Raw genomic sequence first — 23,158 nt, forward strand, 5'->3', positions numbered from 1 at the left:
TAATTCACGCTCATGATCAAAAACAATAATGGAGCTGTGCTGATGAAGCCCCAGCCGCAAGTTAAACAACAGCCACCTTGGTGGGTATCCCTGCCCGAGGATTTTTATTGTCAGTCTGATGGCACCGAGCTAGACAGTGAATACCCCTTGCAGGTGTATGGCACGGCGGTGGTAGACAAAGTAGTTCGCACGGCACTGGCAACCATGTTCGCTGCAGCGGCACTGCCTCGGTTTCGCAACAGCGCCAATATTGATCGAGATCGTCTGGCCATGGAGTTTTATTCCAAGCTGGCGAATGACCGTGATGTCGACAAGGTATTTGTTAAGCCGCCGGAAGTCGAGGTTAAAGCCGTGCAGCCGCCGGCAATGTCGTATAAACCCCGTGGAATTCCGGCGTTTAATCTCAGTTTTAAATCGCCTTACGAGCCGCTCTATACGCCCATTGCGGATGATTTTTTAAGCAATCGCCGCAATCTTACCGCCCATGCCCAGTACTGGACCCATCCCGATGGCCCGCGCCCTACGTTGATTTTTGTACACGGGGTAGTGGGAAGTTGGTATGCCTTTAATGCGCCGTTTTTTAATTTGCGTGAGTTCTATAATCAGGGTTACGACATTTTGTTGTATATCCAGCCTTTTCACGGGCCGCGCAAGGAAAAAACGCATCCCTTTAACGGCTACGGTTTATTTGGCAGTGGTTTTGCGCAAATGAATGAAGCCATGTTGCAGGCGATTATGGAGTTGCGGGTGCTGGTGGATTATCTGCTCAAGCGCGGCTCGCCCTGCGTGGGGATTTCTGGCCTGAGTCTGGGCGGTTATTTGAGTTCATTGATGGCGGTGGTGGAATCGCGCTTGGCGTTCTGTATTCCGAATTCGCCCTTGGTTGCGCCGGTGGATACCATGCGCAGTTGGTGGCCTTCTGGCGAGCTGATTAACTGGATGGCCAAACACACTGAGATGGATGCCTTGGAGCTGCGCAAAGGTCTAGCTATACACAGCCCCTTGAGCTATCAACCAAAGCTCGATCCTGAAAAAGTCATGATTATCGGCGGCGCGGGCGATCGCTTTACGCCGCCGCGTTTTGTTCGCTTGCTACACGATCACTGGCCGGGCAGTCATCTGCACTGGTTCCCCGGCAACCATATTGTGCATCTGGGGCAGGAGGAATATCTCCGGTTGATGAAGCAGTTTATGGACAGTCACTGCCAGCACAGTTTGAGCTGATTTTTGCGCCACCTGCCGGTGGCGCACTTGTTTTAGGGGATCTTTTTCTAAGCCTCTTGGTCAGGCTGACTGGCCAGTTCTTTATCCAATCGGTGGGTAACATCCAGCGGTGAGCCGGTATGTTTTGCCAGTAGGCGATAGGCCATTGGAATGACAAACAGCGTAAAGAGTGTGGCGGCGCTAACCCCAAAGAAAATCACTACGCCGATAACGTAGCGCGATTCACTGCCGGCTCCGAAGGAAAGTAATAATGGCACTGCGCCCATAATGGTGGTGATGGCGGTCATAAGAATGGGGCGTAAGCGCAGTTGGGCGGCGCGGGTAATGGCCTCTTCAAAGTCGACGCCTTGATCGCGTAATTGGTTGGTAAATTCCACCATCAGAATACCGTTCTTAGCGGCTAGCCCGACCAGCATAATTAAGGCGATTTGGCTGAAAATATTCAGGCTTTGTCCGCAAATATATAAACCGAATAGCGCGCCGGCGATGGCCAGCGGCACGGTTAGCAGAATGACCAGCGGGTGAATAAAACTTTCAAATTGGGCGGCCAATACCAAAAATACAATCAGCAGTGCCATGGCAAAAGTGAAGTAAATCGAGCTGCCGGTTTCTTTGTATTTAAGGGATTGACCCTTGTAATCAATGGTTGCCTGCGGCGCAATCTCACGGGTGATATTCTCAAGATAGTCCAAGGCCTCACCTTGGGAATAGCCCTCGGCTAGGTTGGCGCTAATGGTGATGGCGCGCACCTTATTGTAGCGACTGAGTACCGAGGCATCTCCGCGCTCGCTAAATCTGACCAAGTTGCTCAGCGGAATCAGCGCCTGTGTGGTGTCTGAGCGCACATAGATATTGGCCAAATCTGTGGGCGCGCTGTGCGCTTCCCGCTCGCCTTCGAGAATGACGTCGTATTCCTCGCCATCGAACATAAACGTGGTGACCCGGCGAGAGCCGAGTAAGGTTTGCAGGCTGCGATTAATTTCCTGATTGGAAACGCCGAGGTCGGCGGCGCGGTTGCGGTCTACATTGACGATAAACTGGGGCTGGGTTTCTTTGTAGTCGTCGTTTACGCGGAGCAGGCCGGGATTGTTACGGGCCTCGCTCATAATTTGGTCGCGCCACTTGGCGAGCTGAATGTAACTGCCGCCGCCAATGACAAACTCTATTGGCTGACTAAAACCACCGCCCAAGGATTGCGGTTGAATGGGAATTACGGTCATGCCGGTAAAGTCTTTCAGGCGGTTGCGGATGTCGGCAATAATTGCATCGCTGCTGCGCCGTTGATTCCAGTCTTCTAAAACCAGAATCGAAGTGCCCATATTGTAAGCGTCGCCGCCGGCCCAGCTATTGGGGCTGCGAATCAAAAAGCGTTTGAATTCGCCCTGCTCAGCCAGTGGCATCAGGCGTTGTTCAAACTCCATCAAGTGATCAACGGTGTAGTCGAAGGACGCACCCTCCGGGCCGCGCAGCATCACAATAATGACGCCCCGGTCTTCCTTTGGCGCAAATTCACCGGGAATTTGTTGGAACAACATCACGCTGGCAATAATCGCCAGCAGTAGCGCGCTGCCGGACAGCAGCGGTTTTTTCATACTGCCGTCCAGCAATGTGCGATAACGGTTTTCTAATTTATTCAGTAGGCGTTCGACAAAATCTGCCAGTCCACTGTGCAGGCTTTGCTGGCTTAAAAGTTTTGAGCAAATCATTGGCGAAAGGGTCAGCGCCACAAGGCTGGAAAACAGCACGGCGACTGACATGGCCACCGCAAATTCGCCGAATAAGCGACCGAGGTCACCTTCGATAAAGGTGATGGGCACAAACACCGCCACCAATACCAAGGTGGTGGCGATAACCGCAAAGCCTACCTGCCGGCTGCCCCGATAGGCGGCGACTAATGGTGATTCGCCTTGTTGCAGACGGCGGTGAATATTTTCCAGCACCACAATGCTGTCATCCACCACTAGACCAATGGCGAGCACCAAAGCGAGTAAGGTGAGCAGGTTGAGTGTGTAGCCGAGGGCGTATAACACGGTGAACGTGGCAATCAGCGAGACCGGCACGGTGAGTGCGGGAACCAACATGGCGCGGAAATCACCGAGGAATAAAAAGATCACCAGCACGACCAGCGCCGCAGAAATAAACAGCGTGGAATAAACTTCCTTTATTGCGCTGTCGATAAAAACGGTGGTGTCGTAGCTCGGGTGAAGCTCGGTGCCGCTTGGCAGGCTGGGCCGCAACAGCTCTGCTTCGCGGCGCACACCTTCGCCCACGCTTAAGGTGTTGGCGACACTTTGCTTGATAATGCCGATGCCTACCTGAGGGACGCCGTTACCGCGAAATAGCGCGCGGGATTCGCTGGCACCAAATTCGATGCGGGCAATATCGCCAAGGCGCAGCAGATAGCCGTTATTTTCGCGGCGGATCACCAGTTGTTCAAAATCATCGACGCTGTGATATTGGCGTGGCAGTTTAACGATAAAGTCTCGGTTGCGAGATTTTAGATTCCCCGCGGGGAGCTCAAGGTTTTCACGGGTAAGGGCATTTTGTACATCGGTGGTTGTGATTTTGTGTGCGGCCATTGCCTGTCGGTCAAGCCAAATACGCATGGCGTAATCCGAGGCGCCACTGACCAAAACTCGAGCCACGCCGTCGATAACAGAAAAGCGATCAACGACATAACGGTTGGCGTAGTCGGCCAGCTCCAACGGATTCAGTTCGGTAGAGGTGAGGTTGAGCCACATAATCACCCGCTCGTCGGAGTCGGTTTTTTGCACCTCTGGCGGGTCAGCTTCTTCTGGCAGATTGGCGCTGATACGCGCGACGCGGTCGCGAACATCATTGGCGGCGGCATCAATATCCCGCGACAGCTCAAACTCAATGCTAATGGCAGACACGCCATCACGGCTGGTAGAGGTAACGGTTTTTATGCCTTCGATTCCGGCAATACGATCTTCGATGAGCTGGGTGATTCTCGATTCCACAACTTCCGCCGAGGCGCCGGTGTAGGTGGTGGTAATAGAGACGATTGGCGGATCGATGTCCGGGTATTCGCGCAGTGGTAGGCGTTCAAATGAGAGCAAACCAAAGGCCAGCAGAAGCATGCTGATTACGGCGGCAAAAACCGGGCGTTTAACGGAAATATCAGACAGCAACATGGCTTAGCTTCCGCTTGCTTGGCTTAAAACGCTAACGGGCGCGCCGGGACGCAGCATTAAAAAGCCTTCCACAATCACGCGATCACCTGCGCTAATCCCCTTGCGAATTTCAACCAAGCCGTCATGACGACGACCGAGGCTAACCGTGCGTTGCTGGGCTTTTCCTTGTTCATCAACAAGCCAGACATAGCTGCGGTCTTGGTCGTTAAGCAAGGTTTGCTCTGGCAGGCTAAAGCCGGGATGTTCGGATTCTAAAATCTCGACCTTCATCAACATGCCGGGCTTGAGTTGCAAATCTGCGTTATTGACCAAGGCGCGCACGGTCAGGCTGCGGCTAACCGGATCGACCCGCGAATCAATGGCGCTGATTTTTCCAGCGATGGTTTCATCGCGGGAGGTACTGGTGGCGGTGATACTTTGCTCAAGTTGAACAGCGGGAATAGCTCGGCTGGGAAGTTGAAAGTCGAGCTGCAGAATATCGAGTTGGTCGAGGGTGGTAATGGTGGTGCCGGGGCTGAGTAAGGCGCCGGGGGATACCAGCCGCAGACCAATATGGCCGGAGAAGGGCGCGCGCAAAGTGCGTTCATCTATTTTGGCCTGCACTTCGGCAATGCGAGCTTTGGCTTGGTCGCGTTGGCTGAGCCGGCTGTCGTACTCAGTGCGGGCGGCGGCCTGTGTTTGCAGAAGTTTGCCGAGTCGATCGATTTCACGCTGATGTTCGGCTAGTTCCGCTTTTGCGGCCAGCAATTGGGCTTGTTCTTCTTCCTGCTCCAGGGTGGCGATTAAGTCGCCTTTCTTTACTTGCTGGCCATCTTGAAAATGCAGCGCGGTAATTTTCTCCGATACGCTAGAGGTGATGGTGGTAGCGTTCAATGCCTTGAGCGTGCCCAGTGCTTCCATGCTGGAAACGATTGGGGCTTCTTCCGCGGTGATGATTTTTACTGGCGTTGAGGGAATGGTTGCGGCCGAGGCATTGAGTTTTTGCTCACAGGCGGAGAGGCCAATAGTCAGTAGTGCGGTGGCGAGCAGGCGTTGGCTTGGCGATAAATTCAGCATCTGAGCATCAGTCTGTAAATGAAAATGAATATCATCTTCTCATAAGATGACGAGTTCTGGTACTGGCTTTTAGTCTTAAGAGTGGTCGATAAATGGCTTAGTTCGTCCTTCCAATCAGGCTGGCGGCGCTTTGTTGTATTGTTACGTTTAGGCAGACAACTGAGATGACAAAAAGTGCGCCTTAACAACGATGCTAAGGGAATAGCTTGGTATACGCGAGGAGTGAATACGGCGCGGAGGGTTCCGCGCCGGAGAGCCAGATTTAGCGATTGCTCAGTCTGACCTGCGCGCGTTCAGCCGCTGCGCGAACCTGCACAGGCGCGGTGCCGCCAATATGGTTGCGGGCATTTACCGAACCTTCAAGGGTGAGGACTTCAAACACATCGGCTTCAATAATGTCGCTAAAACCGCGCAATTCTTCCAAGGTCATTTCGGAGAGATCGCGACCTTCGGCAACGCCAAAGCCGACCGATTTGCCGACCACTTCGTGAGCGTCGCGGAAGGGCAGGCCTTTGCGAACCAGATAGTCAGCCAGATCGGTTGCGGTGGAGAAACCGCGCATTGCTGCCTCTCGAGTGACTTCAACGTTGACGGTGATGGCGGGCATCATATCGGCATAGGCTTTCAGACAATCTTTCAGAGTGTCTATCACATCGAACAGCGGTTCTTTGTCTTCCTGATTGTCTTTGTTGTAGGCCAGCGGTTGAGACTTCATCAAGGTGAGCAAGCTGAATAGGTGGCCATTAACCCGGCCAACTTTTCCGCGAATCAGCTCGGGAACATCGGGGTTTTTCTTCTGCGGCATGATGGACGAGCCGGTGCAGAAGCGGTCGGGCAGATTGATGAAGTTGAATTGGGCCGAGGTCCACAATACTAATTCTTCGCTAAAGCGTGACAGGTGGGTCATCAGCAAGGCGCCCGCAGCGGAAAACTCAATAGCAAAGTCGCGGTCGCTCACTGAATCCAATGAGTTTTCAGTGGGGCGGTCAAAACCGAGTAGGCTGGCGCTGTAGTGGCGGTCGATGGGGTAAGTTGTGCCGGCTAGTGCGGCGGCCCCCAGCGGACACTGATTCAGGCGCTGCAAGCAGTCTTGCAGGCGACCAAAATCGCGCTCCAGCATTTCATTCCAGGCCAGCATATGATGGCCGAAGCTCACCGGCTGAGCCGTTTGCAAATGGGTAAAACCGGGCATAATGGTATCGGCTTCGCGCTTGGCCAAATCAACCAAGCCCTGTTGCAGGCGGCTCAGTTCTTTAGTGATGCTGCCGATTTCGTCGCGCAGATACAGGCGAATATCGGTGGCAACTTGGTCATTGCGTGAGCGCCCGGTGTGCAGTTTTTTGCCGGTAATGCCGATTTTCTCGGTCAGCTTGGCTTCGATGTTCATATGTACATCTTCCAAGCTCACCGACCATTCGAATTCACCGCGTTCAATTTCGCCGCGAATTTCTTCCAAGCCCTGCTGGATTTGCGCCAGCTCTTCCGCACTTAATACGCCGACTTTTTCCAGCATAGCGGCATGGGCCAGCGAGCCATTGATATCGTGATGATACAAACGCTGATCGAAGCTAACCGAGGCAGTAAAGCGCTCAACAAACTGATCTGTGGCTTCAGTAAAGCGGCCACCCCAGGGCTTGATGCTTGGGTTTTTATCAGTCATGTGTGAATTCCTGTTGTTGAATTTGGGCGAGGCGGCCTAGCTTGCCGCCATAAGATGGGGACGAATTATATCAATATTGAAATGGTTCTGGCAGGTAACCTGCTTGTCATAGATGCAGTAGATACTCTCCGCCCTCGGAATTTCCGTTTAATTAACATCGCATGCTGAATAACGAGGTGCAGAATGAGCGAGGTTGGCGCACCCAGAGGGAAACTGGTTGAATTGCTTTGGCAGCTAAAGCTGGGTTACAGCAATCAAGACAACGGACGTTCTATTCATTTCAATACCCTGCTGAGAGATTCAGCGTATCGCCGAGACATTATTGAAGAGGCGGCGAGCAGTAGTAATGCCAAGCTTAGACAGCTTGGTCTCAGCTTGAAAATGCTTAATGTTGAAGGCGAATTGACGCCTTCTCGTCATTCCTCGTCTCATGCTGAAGAATTGAATCCAGATATTGCAGAAACTTTGCGCAATACCAAGCCAAAAATCAGCGCCCAAAGTGGCTCTAAAGAGAAAAAGCAAAGCCAGCTTCCGTTAATACTGGGCGGTGGGCTTGTGGTGGTGCTCGCTTTGGCTGCGTTGATGCTGTTGAGCCGCAGCACGAATGAAATCACGATTGCAGGCGCACTACAGGGAGAGCATGTTTGGACGGCCGATAAAACCTGGCTGTTAAGCGGTGTGGTTTATGTGGAGTCTGGGGCGAATCTCACTATTGAACCAGGCACGGTAATAAAAGGGGCTGAGGGTTCGGCCCTAGTGGTAACGCGTGATGCCAACTTAATGGCTCGGGGCAGTGCAACAAAGCCGATTGTGTTCACCAGTGCGCAACCGCAAGGTCAGCGCGAGGCGGGTGATTGGGGCGGCTTAGTCTTGCTTGGCAATGCGCCGGTAAATCAGCGGCAGGCGCAAATTGAAGGTGTGCCGATGTCGGATCGCCGTGGCAGCTTTGGTGGCACGGATGAAAAAAGTAGCTGTGGCGTGCTGATGTATACCCGCATCGAGTTTGCCGGCTACGAAGTCTATGCCAATAACGAACTCAATGGCCTGACCTTGGGTGGTTGTGGGCAGGGCACCATCGTGCGCAATGTGCAGGTGCATCGTTCGCTAGATGATGGCATTGAGGTTTTTGGCGGCAATGTTGATTTGCGGAATGTGTTAGTTACCGGCGCCGGTGACGATGCGCTGGATTGGGATATGGGCTGGCGCGGCAGAGCGCAATATATGTTGCTAGTGCAGTATCCCGGCTTAGGTGATAACGCAATTGAGGCAGATAATTTGGAAGCCAACCACAATGCCTCGCCAATTTCTGAACCCAAAATTTACAATGCCACTTTGCTTAGCTCCAGTAGTAACAATAAATACCAGCGTGCGATGACCTTGCGCAGAGGCACCGGTGGGCATTTCCACAATATGATTATCAGTGGCTTCTCTCGGGAGGCGATTGATGTGAAGGACGCGGCGACGGTGGAGCGGGTCGTGGATGGCAAGCTGAATTTTAGCCATGTCTTGATAAGCAATATTGGCCCTTCTGGTGCTGATTATTTCCCGCAGGAATTTGGCGATGCCAACGATGATGGCGGCTTTGACGAGGCGGCGAGTTTTGCTGGCGGTGTCGAGCTGGGCAGTAATCTCCAGTTAGCCTTTCGTGCAGATCAGCTTGCAACGCCAGACTTTTCGGTATCGCCTTCGTCGGCAGCTAGCCGCCGAGGCGATGCCGTTCCTCAGGAGGAGTTCTGGGATGAGGGCGCTGATTTTATCGGTGCAATTCGGCCCGGTGCCGGCGCGGCTTGGTTACAGGATTGGACTGCCTTTCCGCTGAATTGAAGTGTGCCGACGTCACGCCTCTTATATTTACTAAAAGCATAATGGTTTTGTCCGGTTCCGCGCTGACGTATGATTAGCGTTTTGCGCGAAACTGGATTGTTTATGTCTGTGTCTTCACCCCGGAATACCGTGCGTATCGCCACTCGGGAAAGCCTGTTGGCGCTGTGGCAGGCCGAATATATCAAGGCGGAGTTACAACGCCATCACCCCGGATTAAACGTTGAGCTGCTGGGAATGACTACCCGTGGCGATCAGTTGCTGGACTCACCACTATCAAAAATTGGCGGTAAAGCGCTGTTTGTTAAAGAGCTGGAAGTGGCTTTGCTGGACGGTAGTGCGGATATTGCGGTGCATTCGATGAAAGATGTGCCGATGGAGTTTCCAGAAGGTTTGGGCTTGGCGATTATCTGCGAGCGCGAAGACCCCCGCGATGCTTTTGTCAGTAATCAATTTCCAAGTTGGCAGGCGCTGCCGGAAGGCGCGCGCGTAGGTACATCGAGCCTGCGCCGCGAATGCCAGTTGCGGGCCCTGCGTCCCGATCTCCAGATTTCCAGCCTGCGCGGCAATGTTCAAACCCGCTTGCGCAAATTAGATGAGGGGCAGTTTGACGCTATTATCCTGGCTTCGGCGGGTTTGATACGTTTAAAACTGGAAGAGCGTATTGCCTCCTTTATCTCAGTAGAAGACAGTCTGCCGGCCTGCGGTCAGGGCGCGGTGGGTGTTGAAATTCGCAGCGATGATCAGTGGGTGGCCGAGTTGTTGGCACCGATTCATCACGCCAAAACGGCGGCCGAGGTAAGTGCCGAGCGAGCTATGAATAAGCATCTTAACGGCGGTTGTCAGGTGCCCATTGCCGGTTATGCGATTCCTTCCGAGCAAGATGGAAAACTGTGGCTGCGGGCTTTGGTCGGTAGCCCAGATGGCGCGCAAATGCTTCGTGCAGAGCATGTTGCTGATGTTGCTGATGCCGAGGCTTTAGGTGTGCGCGTAGCGGAAGATCTATTGGCTCAGGGCGCGGGCGCAATATTAGAGGCGGTGTATGGCGGCCAACAGCCTGGTTAATCGGCGAGTTTTGGTCACTCGGCCAGAGGGGCGAGCTGACGAATTGATGGCTGCCTTAACTGCTGAGGGTGCTTTTTGTCGGCATCTTCCTTTATTGGATATTGAGCCGCTAGAAGAGGGCGAAGAGGCGTTGTTGGAATGTCGACAGCGCATCGCCGACCTTGACCACTATCAATCTCTGATCTTTATTAGTGTTAATGCGGTTGAGCATGGGCTGCGTGAAATAGATCGCTTGTGGCCGCAGTGGCCCAAAGGGGTGACGGCTTTTGCGATTGGTGCGGCGACTCAAGCGGCGCTGTGTAAATCAGATTTTCCAGTGGCTGTCGGTTTGTCCCTTGCTGAGCCTGAAGCCGGTGCGGCAATGGATTCTGAAGCCTTGCTTGCTCGCACGGAGTTTCATCAGGTCGAGCATCAAAAGATGCTGATTTTTCGTGGGCTAGGCGGTCGTGAAAAGCTGGCGGATGAATTGCGGGCTCGCGGTGCGCGGGTGGACTATGCCCAGTGTTATCGCCGGCGGGAAAGTGCGGTAACTGCAAGTGAGTTGCACGCTGCCCTTGCCGAAAATCGAATCAATACGGTGTGCCTGAATAGTGGTGAAACGCTACTAGCCTTTTCTCAGCGCTTGGGAAATTCCTCGCTAAAAAACGGCCTGCAAATAGTGGTGCCCAGCGAGCGGGTGGCTGAGCTGGCAAGAAAGGAAGATTTTAAACATATTGTGGTTTCAGCCAATGCGGGTACGGCCGCCACGGTAAGTGCTCTACAAACGTAGCGCTTACAAGCCAATCTCTCCAAGAAATGACTGGATATAAAAACAATGAGCGATGAGAAACCGGATTCTTCTGTGCCTAATAATGGGGCAAATAGTGATGGGGAAAAGACCACGCCAGCAAACATTAAGGCGGAACCGAGGGTGGTAAGCGAACCGGTTGTGCAGGCAAAGCCAAAGGCGAAGCACAAAGAGAAGTCATCTAGCGGCGGCTTTGTAAAATTTCTATTGTTTATCTGCTTATTAATTGCACTTGCGGCGGCGGGTTTATCCGCGTGGCTGTACCGCGAATTGGTTTTTTTGCCGGCACAGGTCGCCATTGTCGAACAGAATCAAGATGCGGCGCGTGAACAGCAATATCAACAGCTCAGTGAGGGCTTGTTGAATCAGGGCGTAAAGCTCGATGGCGTTCAACAAATCATCAGCTCTCAACGTGAGTCGGTAGCGCAGCTGCGTCAAAACATGGATGAATCGCTCGCGGCATTGATTCGGCAGCAACAGGATATGGAAGCCTCGCTGGCGCAACTGAGCAGTGTTGATCGCAACGACTGGATGTTGGCGGAAGTTGAGTTTTTGCTGCGCTTGGCAACTCAGCGTGCGCAATTAAATCGCGATGCCCGTGCGGCGGCAAAATTGCTCAGTAGTGCAGATCAAATTTTGCTGGAGCTCGATGATCCGGCGTTACATTCGGTACGGGCCGCCCTTGCCGATGAAATTGCGGCCCTGCAAGCCGTGGCGCAGTTTGACGTTGAGGGCGTGTATCTTAAATTGCAAAGCCTGTCGGATTCCGCTGAAGCCTTGCGACTTTATCGCGCGCCTGAATTTATTGCTGAGGAATCTGCCGTCAACGATACGGATGCTGATTGGAAGGCCAATCTTCAAGCTGGGGTAAGTAAGGCTTGGCAGAAGCTGAATAGCTATATTCGTATTCGTCATCACGATGAAGACTTTAAACCCAATCTTGCGCCAGAGCAGGAGTGGGCATTGCGCGCCAGTCTGCGAATGATGCTCGAGCAGGCACAGTTAGCTTTGTTATCAGAGCGCCAAGCCGTGTTTGCGCAATCGCTCACTAAAGCCAGTGAGACGGTTGAACGTTTTTATTTGCTAGATGAGCGCCGCAATGCAGTGCTGGCAGAATTAACTGAACTTTCGGCCCTGAATGTCGAGCGCCGGTTGCCCGATGTAGGTGGTGCATTAACGACGTTTAAAGCCTATCAAAGTAGTCGGCGCTGGCAGCGTGAGGCGGGCCAATGAGAGTCTTTTTTATCGCTCTTATTGGGCTGGTCGTTGCGTTATTAATTAGCGCCGGTATGCAGCGCGATGCGGGTTATATTCTGATTGCATTTGGGCAAACCACGGTGGAAATGAGCCTGTGGATTGGCGCTGCGGTATTGCTGCTATTTATTGGTGTGCTGGTGCTGATCTTTATTGCTTTGCGGCGTACCGGACATCTCAAAGATAAATTGGGCAGTTTCCGCAGTGATCGTCGTCAGCGCAAAATTCAACAGCAGACTTTCAAAGGCTTGCTGGCTTATACCGAAGGCCGCTGGTCTAAAGCGCGCAGCTTACTTTCTGCCTCGGCGGAGCAGGCTGAACAGCCCTTTTTGCATCATGTTTTAGCGGCGCGAGCCAGCCAGCAATTAGCTGAACCCAAAACCTGTCGCCAGCATTTACTCCAGGCTGCTAAAGCTGGGAGCGGCGCCAAATTAGCGGCGGCCATTGTCGAGGCTGAACTGTTATTGAAATCGGGAAATGCCAAAGAAGCTCGCGCGGTTTTGGCCAATACCGGGGCGTTAACAACGCCGGCAGTGCAAACCTTAATGGTTGAGGTTTTGCGCGAATTACAAGACTGGTCGGCGCTGCGTGAATTGCTGGTGGAATTGCGCAAGGCAAAACTCATGAGCCCGGCAGCATTGGATCGAATTGAGCAAGATGCTATTCAGGGTGATCTTCATAAATTGATTTTAGCGGGCGATGGCGCTGCATTGCTGAGTTGGTGGGCCAGTTTGCCAACGCGCTGGCAGCAACTGCCGGAATTACTGGTTGATTATATTGCGGGTTTGTTGGCTCTCGATAGAAAAGACGAGGCTCGCCGCTGTGCCGAAGCGGGTTTGAAGAAACAATGGAATGTGGAGTTGTTGCGGCTTTTTGTACGGCTGGCGGAAGTCGATGCTAAGCAACCGCTGAAATTGGCCGAGTCTTGGTTGTCGAAGCATCCAAATGATGGAGAGCTATTATTGGGGCTGGGGCGACTCTGTTTGAAAAATCAACTTTGGGGCAAGGCGCGGGATTATTTTGAAGCGGCATTTCAAGTTGCGCCTACTGGAGAATCTGCGCTCGAATTGTCGCGTTTACTCAGTGCCTTGGGTGAAGATGATTTGTCTCGTCAATATGTTTTGCAGGCCTTGGCTCTACAGGGGCAGGGCTTGCCGGATCTACCGCAGCCAAAAAAATAATACTGTAATACGTGTGTTATATTCTCGGCGCCATTTTTAATTTAACGGATTAAGTAGTTATGAAAGTTACGGTTTTTGGCATCGGCTATGTGGGACTGGTTCAAGCGGCCGTTTTGTCGGGCGTGGGTCACAATGTGGTATGTGTTGATGTTAATGCTGACCGGGTTGAAAAATTAAAGCAGGGCATTATCCCTATTTATGAGCCGGGCTTGGAAAATTTGGTTAAAGCCAATGTTGAAGCTGGCCGCTTGCAGTTCACTACCGATGCCGCTTTGGGTGTTAATCATGGGCAGATTCAATTTATCGCCGTGGGTACCCCACCGGATGAAGACGGCTCTGCCGATCTTAAATATGTATTAGAAGTAGCGCGAACCGTTGCCCGTAATATGGCGGCGCCAAAAATCATTATTAATAAATCGACCGTACCGGTAGGAACCGCCGATAAGGTTAAGGCTGCGGTGGCTGAGGTGTTGGCCGAGCGTGGCGAGGCCATTGAATTTGATGTTGTCTCCAATCCGGAGTTTTTGAAGGAAGGGGCGGCGGTGGCAGATTGTCAGCGTCCAGATCGCATTATTATCGGCACCGATAGCGAAAAAGTAGAAGCGCGGATGCGCGAATTGTACGCGCCGTTTAACCGCAATCACGAGCGGATCATTGTGATGGATGTGCGCTCTGCGGAACTCACCAAATATGCCGCTAACTGTATGTTGGCGACCAAAATTAGCTTTATGAATGAAATGGCTAACTTGGCCGAGCGCTTGGGTGCGGATATTGAAAAAGTACGCCAAGGCATTGGTTCTGATCCGCGTATTGGTTATTCCTTTATTTATCCAGGCTGTGGCTATGGCGGCTCTTGTTTCCCTAAAGATGTTCAGGCGCTAGTGCGTACCGCAGAAAATAATGGCTATGTGCCAGAAATTCTGCGTTCAGTTGAGGCGGTGAATCACCGTCAAAAAACCAAATTGTTTGCCTTTTTAAATGATTATTTTGAAGGCCAATTAGCCGGTAAAAAAATTGCGTTGTGGGGGCTTTCATTTAAACCCAATACCGATGATATGCGTGATGCTTCGAGCCGGGTATTAATGGAGTCTTTGTGGCAAGCGGGCGCCAGTGTGCAGGCCTTTGATCCAGAAGCGATGAATGAAACTCAGCGCATTTATGGTAGCCGTGACGATTTGATGTTGATGGGCACCAAAGAAGCCGCCCTGCGTGGCGCAGATGCACTGGTGGTTTGCACTGAGTGGAATATCTTTAAAGCGCCAGACTTTGAATTAATTAAAGAGTCTTTGCAGTGCCCAGTGGTCATTGATGGTCGCAATCAGTATGAGCCGGAATTGGTTGAATCTTATGGTTTGGCTTATTACGGGATTGGTCGCGGGCGTAGTGTTAAATTACCGCAGGTTTAAAGAGTTCCTGATTAATTACTGCGTTTTCAGCCTTGCGCTGCACTCGCTACATTAATCAGAAGTTCTTCGATTCTTTAAACGCAAAAAATTAGGCATTTTTGCTGTTAATGGTTGTTTTTTGTTCGTTTATTTTTGCCTGTGCTAGAATGAATTATCATTTTTAAAAAATGATAGAAAACAACACCAAGGATATCTTGAATGAATATAGCAAAACTGCAAAAGCAGCTTGAAGCGGAGCATAAAGCTCTGGAACAAAAATCCAAATTTATTACTGAGCTTCAGGCTCTAATGAATAAATATGGTCAAAGCGAAGAAGCTTTGCTCGCTATTTTGAGCGAAACCAGCGCCGCAGCTCCTGCCAAGCGTGGTCGCAAGCCAGGCAGCAAGGTTGCCGCAAAAGCACCTGCCAAAGCGAAAAAAGCCGCAGCAGCGAAAGGCCGTAAAAAACAGGCTCCTCGTCCTTTGCGTAAATTCAAAAACACCAAAACCGGTGAGATTGCTGAGTCACGCGCCCCTCAGGTTGATAAAACCATCAAGGCTTGGGCAAAAGAGCTGAAAGTAGATTGGAGAACCCTCGAAGTTTAAGCGAGGGTTTTCTTTTAGCGAGTTTTAAGAAGTCTTTAATAAACGGCTTTAAAAAAATCTGGTACAAGGATGTACTAACACGTGATTCGCCACGTGCTGTACACCACTTCCCCGGTCGTTTTCTGTTTTTCTGCCGTCCAATTTTCTGGCAACGATATTTCTTCATTTTTGGCGTGCTCAAGATAAATAAGCCCGTCTTTATTTATTAGCGTATTAAGCACGCTTTTAATTTCGTCGATATGTTCTTTATTGAACGGCGGGTCGAGAAAAATAATATCGTAGTGTTTCTGGCTGTTTTCCAAATAGGTTTTAGCCGTTTGGCAAAACACTTGGCCATGTTCGGCGTTTAGTGTTGATAGGTGTTGCCTGATTTGTGCGGCGGCCTCGTGATTTAATTCTACAAAATCACAGCTAGCGGCACCGCGAGATAGGGCTTCTATGCCGAGTGCGCCTGAGCCAGCAAATAGATCTAAGCAGTGAGCGCCGGGAATTTCTGCCGCCAGCCAGTTAAAAAGTGTTTCTCTAATGCGGTCGCCGGTGGGGCGCAAACCTTCCGCGCTGGTGAATTGCAATTTACGGCTGCGCCACTGCCCGCCAATGATGCGAAGTTGGCTTGTGCCCCCAGTGTTTTTATCACTTTTGTTATTGCCCGCTTGCTTGATGTTTTTGGGGCGAGATCGTTGAGGGGCTTTGGGCATTGCAGTAGCGCTCGCTGATGGCTGTCAGGGGGTGGCAGAAGTGGTAGCATACGGTTTTGATTTCTCCTGTAAACCGACTTCTTTCTGATCCCGCATGACTGACCTAGACTCCGACGCTTTATTAACCGAAAAGAAAAGCTTTTTTTCTCGCTTCAAAGAGGCCTTTGTAGGCTCGGAAGAGGACTTGGCGGCGGCGGAAGGTTTTATCGCCGATGCGGAAATCGCGCCCTGGCAACACCTTGACCTTAGTCCGGAAGAGCAGGCCTCGCTACTGGTTCGGTTTCGTGACGGTCTGAGTAAAACCGGTGCTCAGATCGGCGAAGGGCTGGCCAATCTATTTCTGGGTCGCAAGGAGATAGACGATGAGCTACTTGAAGAGATCGAAACGCATCTATTGATGGCGGATGTAGGCGTTGAGGCGACCAGTCAGATTATTTCCGAATTAACACAGCGCCTGTCTCGCAATGAATTGGCGGATACGGAAGCCTTGTATATTGCTCTGCAGGAATCCCTGCGCAATTTGCTTGAGCCTGCTGAGCAGGAATTGGTTCTGCCGGAGAGCGACAAGCCCTATGTCATTCTTATGGTCGGTGTGAATGGTGTGGGTAAAACCACCACCATTGGTAAGCTGGCCAAGCAATTTCAGGCGGGTGGCCGTTCCGTTATGTTGGCGGCGGGTGATACTTTCCGCGCGGCTGCGGTGGAGCAGTTGCAGGTTTGGGGCGAGCGTAACGATGTGCCGGTGGTCGCTCAGCATACTGGCGCCGACAGTGCCTCGGTGCTTTACGATGCGCTGCAGGCGGCTCAGTCGCGCAAGGTTGATGTGCTGATCGCCGATACCGCAGGGCGTCTGCACAATAAAGACAACTTGATGGAAGAGCTTAAGAAGGTGGTTCGGGTATTGAAAAAACTCGATCCCGAGGCGCCCCATGAAGTGATGCTGGTGCTGGATGCGGGCACAGGGCAAAACGCGCTGACTCAAGCCAAGCATTTTCAAGACGCGGTGGGTGTTACCGGTCTTACTCTGACTAAATTGGATGGCACTGCCAAGGGTGGCATTGTGTTTGCCATTAGCAAGCAATTGGGTATTCCTATTCGTTTTATCGGTGTGGGAGAGGGCATTCTCGACCTGCGACCATTCCGTGCAGATGAGTTTGTCGGTGCATTGTTTGGCTGGCGCAGAACGGGGCCAAAAGCCGATTAAGCCATGATTATTTTCGATCAGGTCAGCAAATCTTACGAAGGCGGCCACCAGGCACTGCGGGAGTTGAGCTTTCATTTGCCCAAGGGTGAAATGCGCTTTTTGACAGGGCATTCCGGGGCTGGAAAAAGTACCCTGCTCAAGCTGATTATGATGATGGAGCGCCCGACCAGCGGCCAAGTGATTGTGAATGACCGCAATCTCGGTAAATTACCGGCGCGTCGGGTGCCGGAAGTGCGGCGTGATATCGGGGTGGTTTTTCAAAACCACCAATTACTTTTCGATCGCAGTGTGTTCGACAATGTTGCTCTGCCACTGATTATTGCCGGTTACGGGCATCGGGATGTGGGGCGGCGGGTTCGTGCGGCTTTGGACAAAGTCGGCCTGCTCGATAAAGAGCGCAAAAACCCGATGGCGCTCTCTGGTGGAGAGCAGCAGCGGGTGGGGATTGCTCGAGCCGTGGTGAATAAGCCGCCACTATTATTGGCAGATGAGCCTACCGGTAACCTCGACCCTGAGCTCTCGGCAGAAATTATGCACCTGTTTGAGCAATTCAATCAGGTTGGGGTAACGGTGCTGATCGCTACCCACGATATTTCCCTGATTGCCCGTATGCCTTATCGCCTGATTAGTTTGCGCGAAGGGCGTTTGATCTCAGCCGCAGGCGATAATTTGGGGGCGCGTTGATGGGAGTGCAAAACCATGTCAGCGCGTAAAAAAAACCGCCAAGGTGCGGAGCGTCGATTTAGTAAATTACAGGCGGGAACAACGGAGCGCCGCCGCCCGGCGGGGGCCAAGCAGCATCGCACTGATTTGCGCGACCGCTGGGAAAGTTATCGCAGTCACCACGGTCAAGTCGCTGCGGATGCGCTCAAGCGCCTATTTAAGCAGCCGCTTGCAACCCTGATGACCAGTTTGGTGCTGGCTATAGCCATGGCCCTGCCAATGGGGCTTTATGTCATGCTTAATAATATAGAAGCGGTGAGTCAGGGATGGGATGGTGCCGCCAGGCTATCGCTTTATTTAAAAAGCGATATCAATGATCGCGCCGCCCAGCAATTACAGTCGGAATTAAAGCGTCGAGCCGAGGTGCTAGAGGCGCGTTATATTTCGTCTGAGCAGGCTTTATTGGAATTCCGTGAGCAGTCGGGCTTGGGTGATGTGCTTGATCAGCTTGACCGAAACCCCTTGCCTGCCTTGATAGTGATTACTCCCAAACCGGCCTACTCAAGTCAGCAAAAGGTTGATGCGTTGCGGTTGGAGCTGGAAAAACTGCCGCAGGTGGATCAACTTCGCCTCGATATGGCCTGGTTGCAGAAATTGAATCAAATAACCGAGGTTAGCCGCCGTTTGGCTGGGGTATTGGCAGCGATGTTGGCCATGGGTGTGCTGCTTATTGTCGGCAATACCATCAAGCTGGCCATTGAAAGCCGCCGGGATGAAATTCTGGTGGTGAAGCTGGTTGGTGGCACCAATGCCTTTGTGCGGCGGCCCTTTTTGTATAGCGGCTTCTGGTTTGGCTTGATTGGCGCGGTATTGGCGTGGAGCCTGCTGCAGGCCTGCCTAATCTGGCTGAGTGGCCCGGTTGCCGGGCTTTCTGCACTCTATGGCAGTCAATTTGAGCTGCTGGGTTTGGGCTTTGGCAATAGCATTTTATTGATTTTGGCGGGTGCCGGATTGGGCTTGCTTGGTGCGTTATTGGTTGTGGGGCGTGAGCTGGCTGCGATTGAGCCCCGTTAGGCCTTTTAGATTCTCGTGTTGCCGTCGCCGGGTGGGAAATCTTAAATTTCGGTAAGGCTCTGGCCTTGAACTTTCGCCGTATAAGGCATCTAATAAGCAGTCATTTTTATTAGCCATTATCTAGGAGGATGTGCATGAGTACTCATCTCCAGCCTGTGCAACAGCTTGTTCCAGGTGGTGATCTCTCTGCATATATTCAAGCGGTCAGCAGTATTCCCATGCTCAGTGCAGAGCGGGAACGTGAGCTGGCCGAAGACCTGTTCTACCGGGATAACCTGGAAGCGGCCCGCGAGCTGGTAATGTCTCACCTGCGTTTTGTTGTGCACATTGCCAAAAGCTACAAAGGCTACGGTTTGGCTGAGGCCGATCTGGTTCAAGAAGGTAATGTGGGCTTGATGAAGGCGGTTAAACGCTTCGATCCGGCCAAAGGTGTGCGTCTGGTTTCTTTTGCGGTGCACTGGATCAAGGCCGAAATTCACGAATATGTGCTGCGCAACTGGCGCATTGTTAAAGTGGCCACCACCAAGGCTCAGCGCAAATTGTTCTTTAATCTGCGCGGTGCCAAAAAGCAGTTGGCGTGGCTTAGCAATGACGAGGCTCACGCGGTTGCCAATGATCTGGGCGTGGATGTTGCCGAAGTGCGCCGCATGGAAGGCCGCTTAAGTTCCGTCGATTTGGCCTTTGATGCAGATAGCGATGACGATAGCGGCGCGCCATTGGCTCCCGTTCACTACCTTGAAGATCACAGCGCCGACCCTGCGCGTCTGCTCGAAGCCGATGATTGGGAAGCCGATAGCCACAGCCGTCTAAGTTATGCGCTAGACGAATTGGATGAGCGCAGTCGCGATATTCTGCAAAGCCGCTGGCTGGCGGATGATAAGGCGACACTGCACGACTTGGCCGCCCGCTACAGTGTGTCGGCAGAGCGGATTCGCCAACTTGAGCAGGCGGCAATGAAAAAGCTGCGAGCCTCAATGGAAGCTTAAGGCGATCGTTACAGATACAAAGCCCCGCACTGCGGGGCTTTTTTGTTTGTGTTGGCATTAGGCGAGCTGGAAATAAATGCGCTGGCCATTAAAATAGCGGCCACATTATTTTGAGAAAATGATCATGCCGCAATTCGCGATTCCGCTGGCTGCTATCTTTGGTTTTCTAGCCGTTGCCTTAGGGGCGTTTGGCGCCCACGGCCTCAAATCCCAGCTGACTCCCGCCATGCTTGAGGTCTATCAAACCGGTGTGCAATATCATTTTTTCCACGCTCTAGCGCTGTTGCTGCTTGGTGTATTACTGCGCCAAGGCATGAATCATTCCGGCCTCACCGCAGCAGCGTGGCTGTTTAGTATCGGTATCGTGATTTTCAGCGGCAGCCTCTATGCCTTGGCCATTACTGAAATCAAAATTCTGGGTGCGATTACCCCCATTGGCGGATTACTGTTCCTGGCGGGCTGGCTTTGTCTGGCTTACGGCAGCTGGAAAGCGGCTTAAGAAAAAGAGATTTTCATGAGTGATGTAATGGATTCACGGCCCATGCGCCGTATTCGCAGTTTTGTATTGCGCACTGGCCGAATGACCGAGGGGCAGAAGCGCGCTTACGACCTGCACTGGCCCAGCAAAGGCCTAGAACTGAAAAATGGCCCGATCTCCATGACCGAGGTTTTTGGTCGCGATGCCCCGGTGGTGTTGGAAATTGGTTTCGGCATGGGCGATTCTCTGGCGACGATGGCGGCTGCCGCGCCGGAAATGGACTTTATCGGCATTGAAGTGCACAGCCCCGGCGTTGGTCGCTTGATGCACCTCATTGATGAGGCTGGGCTGGAAAATCTGCGCGCCTACTGCTGCGATGCGGTGGAAGTGCTGGAGCAATGTATTGCTGATGGGGCATTGCAGCGGGTGCAAATCTACTTTCCCGACCCTTGGCATAAAAAGAAGCATCACAAGCGCCGCCTTGTGCAGCCGGCATTTGTCGAACTGCTTCGCCGCAAGCTGCGGCCGGGCGGCGTGACCCACCTAGCGACAGATTGGGAAAACTACGCCGAGCATATGATGGATGTTATGACGGCGGCGCCCGGATTTGTGAACCAGTTCGGTGAAGGCGCTTTTGCCCCACGTCCGGACTACCGCCCGTTTACCAAGTTTGAAAAACGGGGTGAGCGGCTTGGGCATGGGGTCTGGGACTTATTGTTTGAGAGAGTCGAGTCTTTGTGAGCTTTTTGGAGCACGGAAAACTAATTTCACCAAAGACTTACATTTGCAATCTATTTTAACTACTATGAACGGTGAGGGTTAGGCCAACCCTCTGGATGTTTAATTTGATATCAAACGAAAAGGATTACGACATGAAAAAAATGGTAATTGCCACACTGCTGGCGATGGGTATGGTCACGCACGCTTTTGCTGATGATAAAACTGAGAAGTATGTAAAAGATTATAAAGCTGCTGGTAATGCTGCTGGTATGGAGCGGGTGGATACGCTTGCTAAAGGCGCATTGACCGAGGCTCAATATTCTGCGTTTGCGATTGCAGTGGGGATTGGTGTTGCATCTGCCTCTAATGGTGACAAGCAAAGTGGCACTGGGACCACGACAGGAACACGTTGATTTTTGTGATTTTGCAACTAGGTTCCCTAGTACTTTAATTGTAAATCTAAGTGCTTTGGGGATGCGATATCTGAACTGATATCCTCCAAAGCATGTTTGTCATTTTTTCTCGAGGTATTCGAGAGATTCGTTTCAACCTTAGCCTTATCAATTTGCATGAGAAATAAAATGAAAAAGAATTTGCAACTGGTTTTGATGGTAATGGGATTATGCGTCCCTCTGTTTGGTAATACTCAGGCTCAGGCGCAAGGTTCTGCAAGTGTTAGTCCATACGAGTCTAGAGCTTCAGCTTCTCTTTTAAATCAAAAAATAGCCGAAAAAGAGCAACCAAGAGTAGAGAAAAAAGCTAAAAAATACGAGAAAAAAGCTAAAAAATACGAGAAAAAAGCTAAAAAATACGAGAAAAGAGCTAAAGAATTAGAAAAAAATTCACCGAATGAAGCCGCTCAACATTATAGGAGCGCGGATTCCTATTACAGAAAAGCTGCTAAAATGGCTAAGCGAGCTGGCAATTTAAGCTTGGCTGACAAGTATATGGCTAAAGCTAAAAAGGCGAGGAAAAAGTATCGCGAATTGAATGGCAGGTTTAACTTTAATATGGATTCCGTGGAAGAAGGCGGGGCTGCTGGAGTTGATAATGCGAGCAAAAAATCTACTGGGGCTTCATTAAAGAAAAAAATCGCGGGTAGCTCAGCCGTAGCCGCAGGGGTTGCTGTAGGGTTGAATAAAAATGATAAGGCTGGGGCTGGAACAACTACTGGAACAAGGTAGTCTCTAAGTTTCTTGGTTATAAGCCGCCTCGTGCGGCTTTTTTTATGGTACGGACAATTGAAGCCTTAGTTAATCATTATTGAGATTAATTAAAGTTGTACTATTGGTTTCCAGCATTCTTAGCGAATATTACTTTAAAAAAACAATTATTGTCTTTAAAAAGTTATGTTGTAACTTAGGCAATCTCTTTGAACACATGTTAGAAGATTACGGTTTCAACTGAATTATTTGTGCCGTGGTTTCTTTGTGAGTTGTGGATGCTTTTAACTTGAACGGGGGCGAACATTTTTGCGTTGGTTATTTGTAATTTTATTGCTCACACTTGAAGGTTGTGCGCAAAACAGTAATGACCTGCTTGCAACTTTTGAAGAGGCTTTTATTGACTCACAAGACACGCTAATAACAAAAGATCAGGTTATTGCTATTCCTTTCTCAAGTATCAAATCTCAATACGGAGAGGGAGGTGAGGCGTTACTTGTGCTTGGGCTGGCAGAGAGGAGTCATTATTCGAAAAGCCCTACATTGAAGTGGGTTTCTGCTGGTAAAGAAATGATAAACACTCTGTCGGGGCGGGTCGTAAAAACTGTGGGAATTTACTTCGGTAATTTGTTATCGCTTTCCTCAGAAAAACCAGACCCGCTTAGTCTGGGCTTGCAATTGGATAGTACGCCCAAAGAGTGGCGTTATTACCTTAGCTGGGAGCCTGGCTACCATCGCCATTATCAGGCCCATTCCCGTTTTTCGTCCCTCGGTTTGGAGCAGGTTAATTTATTGTGGGGAGCAGAAACGTTGCTGGTGATCGTCGAGCAAGTAGAGATCCCTCAACTGAATGTGAGTTATCAGAATCGCTATTGGTTGGATCCGGCCACGGGAAAAGTCAAACTTAGTGAGCAATACCCTTACCCCGGCGCGCCAAGGATTCGTCTTGAAGTCGCTAGACCTTTTGGCGGAGTGTAA

21 protein-coding genes are annotated in these 23,158 nt (G+C 51.3%); 17 read left to right on the plus strand and 4 right to left on the minus strand.

The window, feature by feature from the left end; all coding sequences use genetic code 11:
- Window positions 1-42: 42 nt before the first annotated feature.
- Window positions 43-1,224, plus strand: a complete 1,182-nt coding sequence (locus tag IB286_RS02275) for an alpha/beta hydrolase family protein (RefSeq protein ID WP_190762033.1) — start codon at window positions 43-45, stop codon at window positions 1,222-1,224.
- A gap of 47 nt (window positions 1,225-1,271) precedes the next feature.
- Here the strand turns inward: IB286_RS02275 and IB286_RS02280 are convergent, their stop codons facing one another.
- From IB286_RS02280 to argH, 3 genes are all read right to left on the minus strand, one after another.
- A complete protein-coding gene (locus IB286_RS02280) occupies window positions 1,272-4,379 on the minus strand; it encodes an efflux RND transporter permease subunit (protein WP_190762034.1) in 3,108 nt (1,035 codons plus the stop codon).
- Between the two features lie 3 nt (window positions 4,380-4,382).
- Window positions 4,383-5,435: an efflux RND transporter periplasmic adaptor subunit gene (locus IB286_RS02285; protein WP_190762035.1), complete on the minus strand. Its 1,053-nt coding sequence runs from the start codon at window positions 5,433-5,435 to the stop codon at window positions 4,383-4,385.
- A 262-nt stretch (window positions 5,436-5,697) separates the two neighbouring features.
- Window positions 5,698-7,095 (minus strand): argininosuccinate lyase, encoded by a 1,398-nt coding sequence (argH, locus tag IB286_RS02290; RefSeq protein ID WP_190762036.1) that lies wholly within the window; start codon window positions 7,093-7,095, stop codon window positions 5,698-5,700.
- A 183-nt stretch (window positions 7,096-7,278) separates the two neighbouring features.
- On the opposite strand from argH, the gene IB286_RS02295 reads away from it, so the two are divergent.
- The 7 genes from IB286_RS02295 (at window position 7,279) to IB286_RS02325 (ending at window position 15,194) form a co-directional block, all read left to right on the plus strand.
- The gene (locus IB286_RS02295) at window positions 7,279-8,919 is read left to right on the plus strand and encodes a hypothetical protein (protein WP_190762037.1); all 1,641 of its coding nucleotides are present in this window, start codon (window positions 7,279-7,281) and stop codon (window positions 8,917-8,919) included.
- A gap of 102 nt (window positions 8,920-9,021) precedes the next feature.
- Complete coding sequence (hemC, locus tag IB286_RS02300) at window positions 9,022-9,981, plus strand: hydroxymethylbilane synthase (RefSeq protein WP_190762038.1); 960 nt, start codon at window positions 9,022-9,024, stop codon at window positions 9,979-9,981.
- On the plus strand, window positions 9,959-10,750 hold the full coding sequence (locus IB286_RS02305; RefSeq protein ID WP_190762039.1) for a uroporphyrinogen-III synthase: 792 nt from the start codon (window positions 9,959-9,961) through the stop codon (window positions 10,748-10,750). The genes hemC and IB286_RS02305 overlap by 23 nt, the downstream gene beginning before the upstream one ends.
- Before the next feature lie 45 nt (window positions 10,751-10,795).
- Window positions 10,796-12,001 carry a uroporphyrinogen-III C-methyltransferase gene (locus IB286_RS02310; protein WP_190762040.1) on the plus strand — a complete coding sequence of 402 codons (1,206 nt, stop codon included), beginning with the start codon at window positions 10,796-10,798 and terminating at the stop codon, window positions 11,999-12,001.
- Window positions 11,998-13,203, plus strand: a complete 1,206-nt coding sequence (locus tag IB286_RS02315) for a heme biosynthesis HemY N-terminal domain-containing protein (protein WP_190762041.1) — start codon at window positions 11,998-12,000, stop codon at window positions 13,201-13,203. Before IB286_RS02310 ends, IB286_RS02315 begins: the two co-directional genes overlap by 4 nt.
- A 59-nt stretch (window positions 13,204-13,262) precedes the next feature.
- Complete coding sequence (locus IB286_RS02320) at window positions 13,263-14,609, plus strand: UDP-glucose dehydrogenase family protein (RefSeq protein WP_190762042.1); 1,347 nt, start codon at window positions 13,263-13,265, stop codon at window positions 14,607-14,609.
- 198 nt (window positions 14,610-14,807) lie between these two features.
- Window positions 14,808-15,194 (plus strand): hypothetical protein, encoded by a 387-nt coding sequence (locus tag IB286_RS02325; RefSeq protein ID WP_190762043.1) that lies wholly within the window; start codon window positions 14,808-14,810, stop codon window positions 15,192-15,194.
- A gap of 74 nt (window positions 15,195-15,268) precedes the next feature.
- Here the strand turns inward: IB286_RS02325 and rsmD are convergent, their stop codons facing one another.
- Entirely contained in the window at window positions 15,269-15,892 is a 624-nt protein-coding gene (gene rsmD, locus IB286_RS02330; protein WP_190762044.1) for a 16S rRNA (guanine(966)-N(2))-methyltransferase RsmD, read from the minus strand.
- Window positions 15,893-15,986: 94 nt separating this feature from the next.
- On the opposite strand from rsmD, the gene ftsY reads away from it, so the two are divergent.
- The 9 genes from ftsY (at window position 15,987) to IB286_RS02375 (ending at window position 23,158) form a co-directional block, all read left to right on the plus strand.
- A complete protein-coding gene (gene ftsY / locus IB286_RS02335; protein ID WP_190762045.1) occupies window positions 15,987-17,096 on the plus strand; it encodes a signal recognition particle-docking protein FtsY in 1,110 nt (369 codons plus the stop codon).
- Between the two features lie 3 nt (window positions 17,097-17,099).
- Complete coding sequence (ftsE, locus tag IB286_RS02340; protein WP_190762046.1) at window positions 17,100-17,780, plus strand: cell division ATP-binding protein FtsE; 681 nt, start codon at window positions 17,100-17,102, stop codon at window positions 17,778-17,780.
- Between the two features lie 15 nt (window positions 17,781-17,795).
- On the plus strand, window positions 17,796-18,833 hold the full coding sequence (gene ftsX / locus IB286_RS02345) for a permease-like cell division protein FtsX (protein ID WP_190762047.1): 1,038 nt from the start codon (window positions 17,796-17,798) through the stop codon (window positions 18,831-18,833).
- A gap of 134 nt (window positions 18,834-18,967) precedes the next feature.
- Window positions 18,968-19,819, plus strand: coding sequence for an RNA polymerase sigma factor RpoH (gene rpoH, locus IB286_RS02350; RefSeq protein ID WP_190762048.1), 852 nt, complete (start codon window positions 18,968-18,970; stop codon window positions 19,817-19,819).
- 124 nt (window positions 19,820-19,943) lie between these two features.
- On the plus strand, window positions 19,944-20,318 hold the full coding sequence (locus IB286_RS02355) for a DUF423 domain-containing protein (protein ID WP_190762049.1): 375 nt from the start codon (window positions 19,944-19,946) through the stop codon (window positions 20,316-20,318).
- 15 nt (window positions 20,319-20,333) lie between these two features.
- The gene (gene trmB, locus IB286_RS02360; RefSeq protein ID WP_190762050.1) at window positions 20,334-21,038 is read left to right on the plus strand and encodes a tRNA (guanosine(46)-N7)-methyltransferase TrmB; all 705 of its coding nucleotides are present in this window, start codon (window positions 20,334-20,336) and stop codon (window positions 21,036-21,038) included.
- Between the two features lie 131 nt (window positions 21,039-21,169).
- Entirely contained in the window at window positions 21,170-21,430 is a 261-nt protein-coding gene (locus IB286_RS02365; protein WP_190762051.1) for a hypothetical protein, read from the plus strand.
- A gap of 168 nt (window positions 21,431-21,598) precedes the next feature.
- The gene (locus IB286_RS02370; RefSeq protein ID WP_190762052.1) at window positions 21,599-22,201 is read left to right on the plus strand and encodes a hypothetical protein; all 603 of its coding nucleotides are present in this window, start codon (window positions 21,599-21,601) and stop codon (window positions 22,199-22,201) included.
- 288 nt (window positions 22,202-22,489) lie between these two features.
- On the plus strand, window positions 22,490-23,158 hold the full coding sequence (locus tag IB286_RS02375; protein ID WP_190762053.1) for a YjbF family lipoprotein: 669 nt from the start codon (window positions 22,490-22,492) through the stop codon (window positions 23,156-23,158).

This window comes from Spongiibacter pelagi, from assembly GCF_014705705.1.
In the GTDB taxonomy this organism is placed as follows: Bacteria; Pseudomonadota; Gammaproteobacteria; order Pseudomonadales; family Spongiibacteraceae; genus Spongiibacter; species Spongiibacter pelagi.

What these genes read in the sequence shown, in the direction of transcription:
- IB286_RS02275 (WP_190762033.1), top strand. Translation starts at nt 43, where the DNA reads ATGAAGCCCCAGCCGCAAGTTAAACAACAGCCACCTTGGTGGGTATCC.
- IB286_RS02280 (WP_190762034.1), bottom strand. Translation starts at nt 4,379, where the DNA reads ATGTTGCTGTCTGATATTTCCGTTAAACGCCCGGTTTTTGCCGCCGTA.
- IB286_RS02285 (WP_190762035.1), bottom strand. Translation starts at nt 5,435, where the DNA reads ATGCTGAATTTATCGCCAAGCCAACGCCTGCTCGCCACCGCACTACTG.
- argH (WP_190762036.1), bottom strand. Translation starts at nt 7,095, where the DNA reads ATGACTGATAAAAACCCAAGCATCAAGCCCTGGGGTGGCCGCTTTACT.
- IB286_RS02295 (WP_190762037.1), top strand. Translation starts at nt 7,279, where the DNA reads ATGAGCGAGGTTGGCGCACCCAGAGGGAAACTGGTTGAATTGCTTTGG.
- hemC (WP_190762038.1), top strand. Translation starts at nt 9,022, where the DNA reads ATGTCTGTGTCTTCACCCCGGAATACCGTGCGTATCGCCACTCGGGAA.
- IB286_RS02305 (WP_190762039.1), top strand. Translation starts at nt 9,959, where the DNA reads ATGGCGGCCAACAGCCTGGTTAATCGGCGAGTTTTGGTCACTCGGCCA.
- IB286_RS02310 (WP_190762040.1), top strand. Translation starts at nt 10,796, where the DNA reads ATGAGCGATGAGAAACCGGATTCTTCTGTGCCTAATAATGGGGCAAAT.
- IB286_RS02315 (WP_190762041.1), top strand. Translation starts at nt 11,998, where the DNA reads ATGAGAGTCTTTTTTATCGCTCTTATTGGGCTGGTCGTTGCGTTATTA.
- IB286_RS02320 (WP_190762042.1), top strand. Translation starts at nt 13,263, where the DNA reads ATGAAAGTTACGGTTTTTGGCATCGGCTATGTGGGACTGGTTCAAGCG.
- IB286_RS02325 (WP_190762043.1), top strand. Translation starts at nt 14,808, where the DNA reads ATGAATATAGCAAAACTGCAAAAGCAGCTTGAAGCGGAGCATAAAGCT.
- rsmD (WP_190762044.1), bottom strand. Translation starts at nt 15,892, where the DNA reads ATGCCCAAAGCCCCTCAACGATCTCGCCCCAAAAACATCAAGCAAGCG.
- ftsY (WP_190762045.1), top strand. Translation starts at nt 15,987, where the DNA reads ATGACTGACCTAGACTCCGACGCTTTATTAACCGAAAAGAAAAGCTTT.
- ftsE (WP_190762046.1), top strand. Translation starts at nt 17,100, where the DNA reads ATGATTATTTTCGATCAGGTCAGCAAATCTTACGAAGGCGGCCACCAG.
- ftsX (WP_190762047.1), top strand. Translation starts at nt 17,796, where the DNA reads ATGTCAGCGCGTAAAAAAAACCGCCAAGGTGCGGAGCGTCGATTTAGT.
- rpoH (WP_190762048.1), top strand. Translation starts at nt 18,968, where the DNA reads ATGAGTACTCATCTCCAGCCTGTGCAACAGCTTGTTCCAGGTGGTGAT.
- IB286_RS02355 (WP_190762049.1), top strand. Translation starts at nt 19,944, where the DNA reads ATGCCGCAATTCGCGATTCCGCTGGCTGCTATCTTTGGTTTTCTAGCC.
- trmB (WP_190762050.1), top strand. Translation starts at nt 20,334, where the DNA reads ATGAGTGATGTAATGGATTCACGGCCCATGCGCCGTATTCGCAGTTTT.
- IB286_RS02365 (WP_190762051.1), top strand. Translation starts at nt 21,170, where the DNA reads ATGAAAAAAATGGTAATTGCCACACTGCTGGCGATGGGTATGGTCACG.
- IB286_RS02370 (WP_190762052.1), top strand. Translation starts at nt 21,599, where the DNA reads ATGAAAAAGAATTTGCAACTGGTTTTGATGGTAATGGGATTATGCGTC.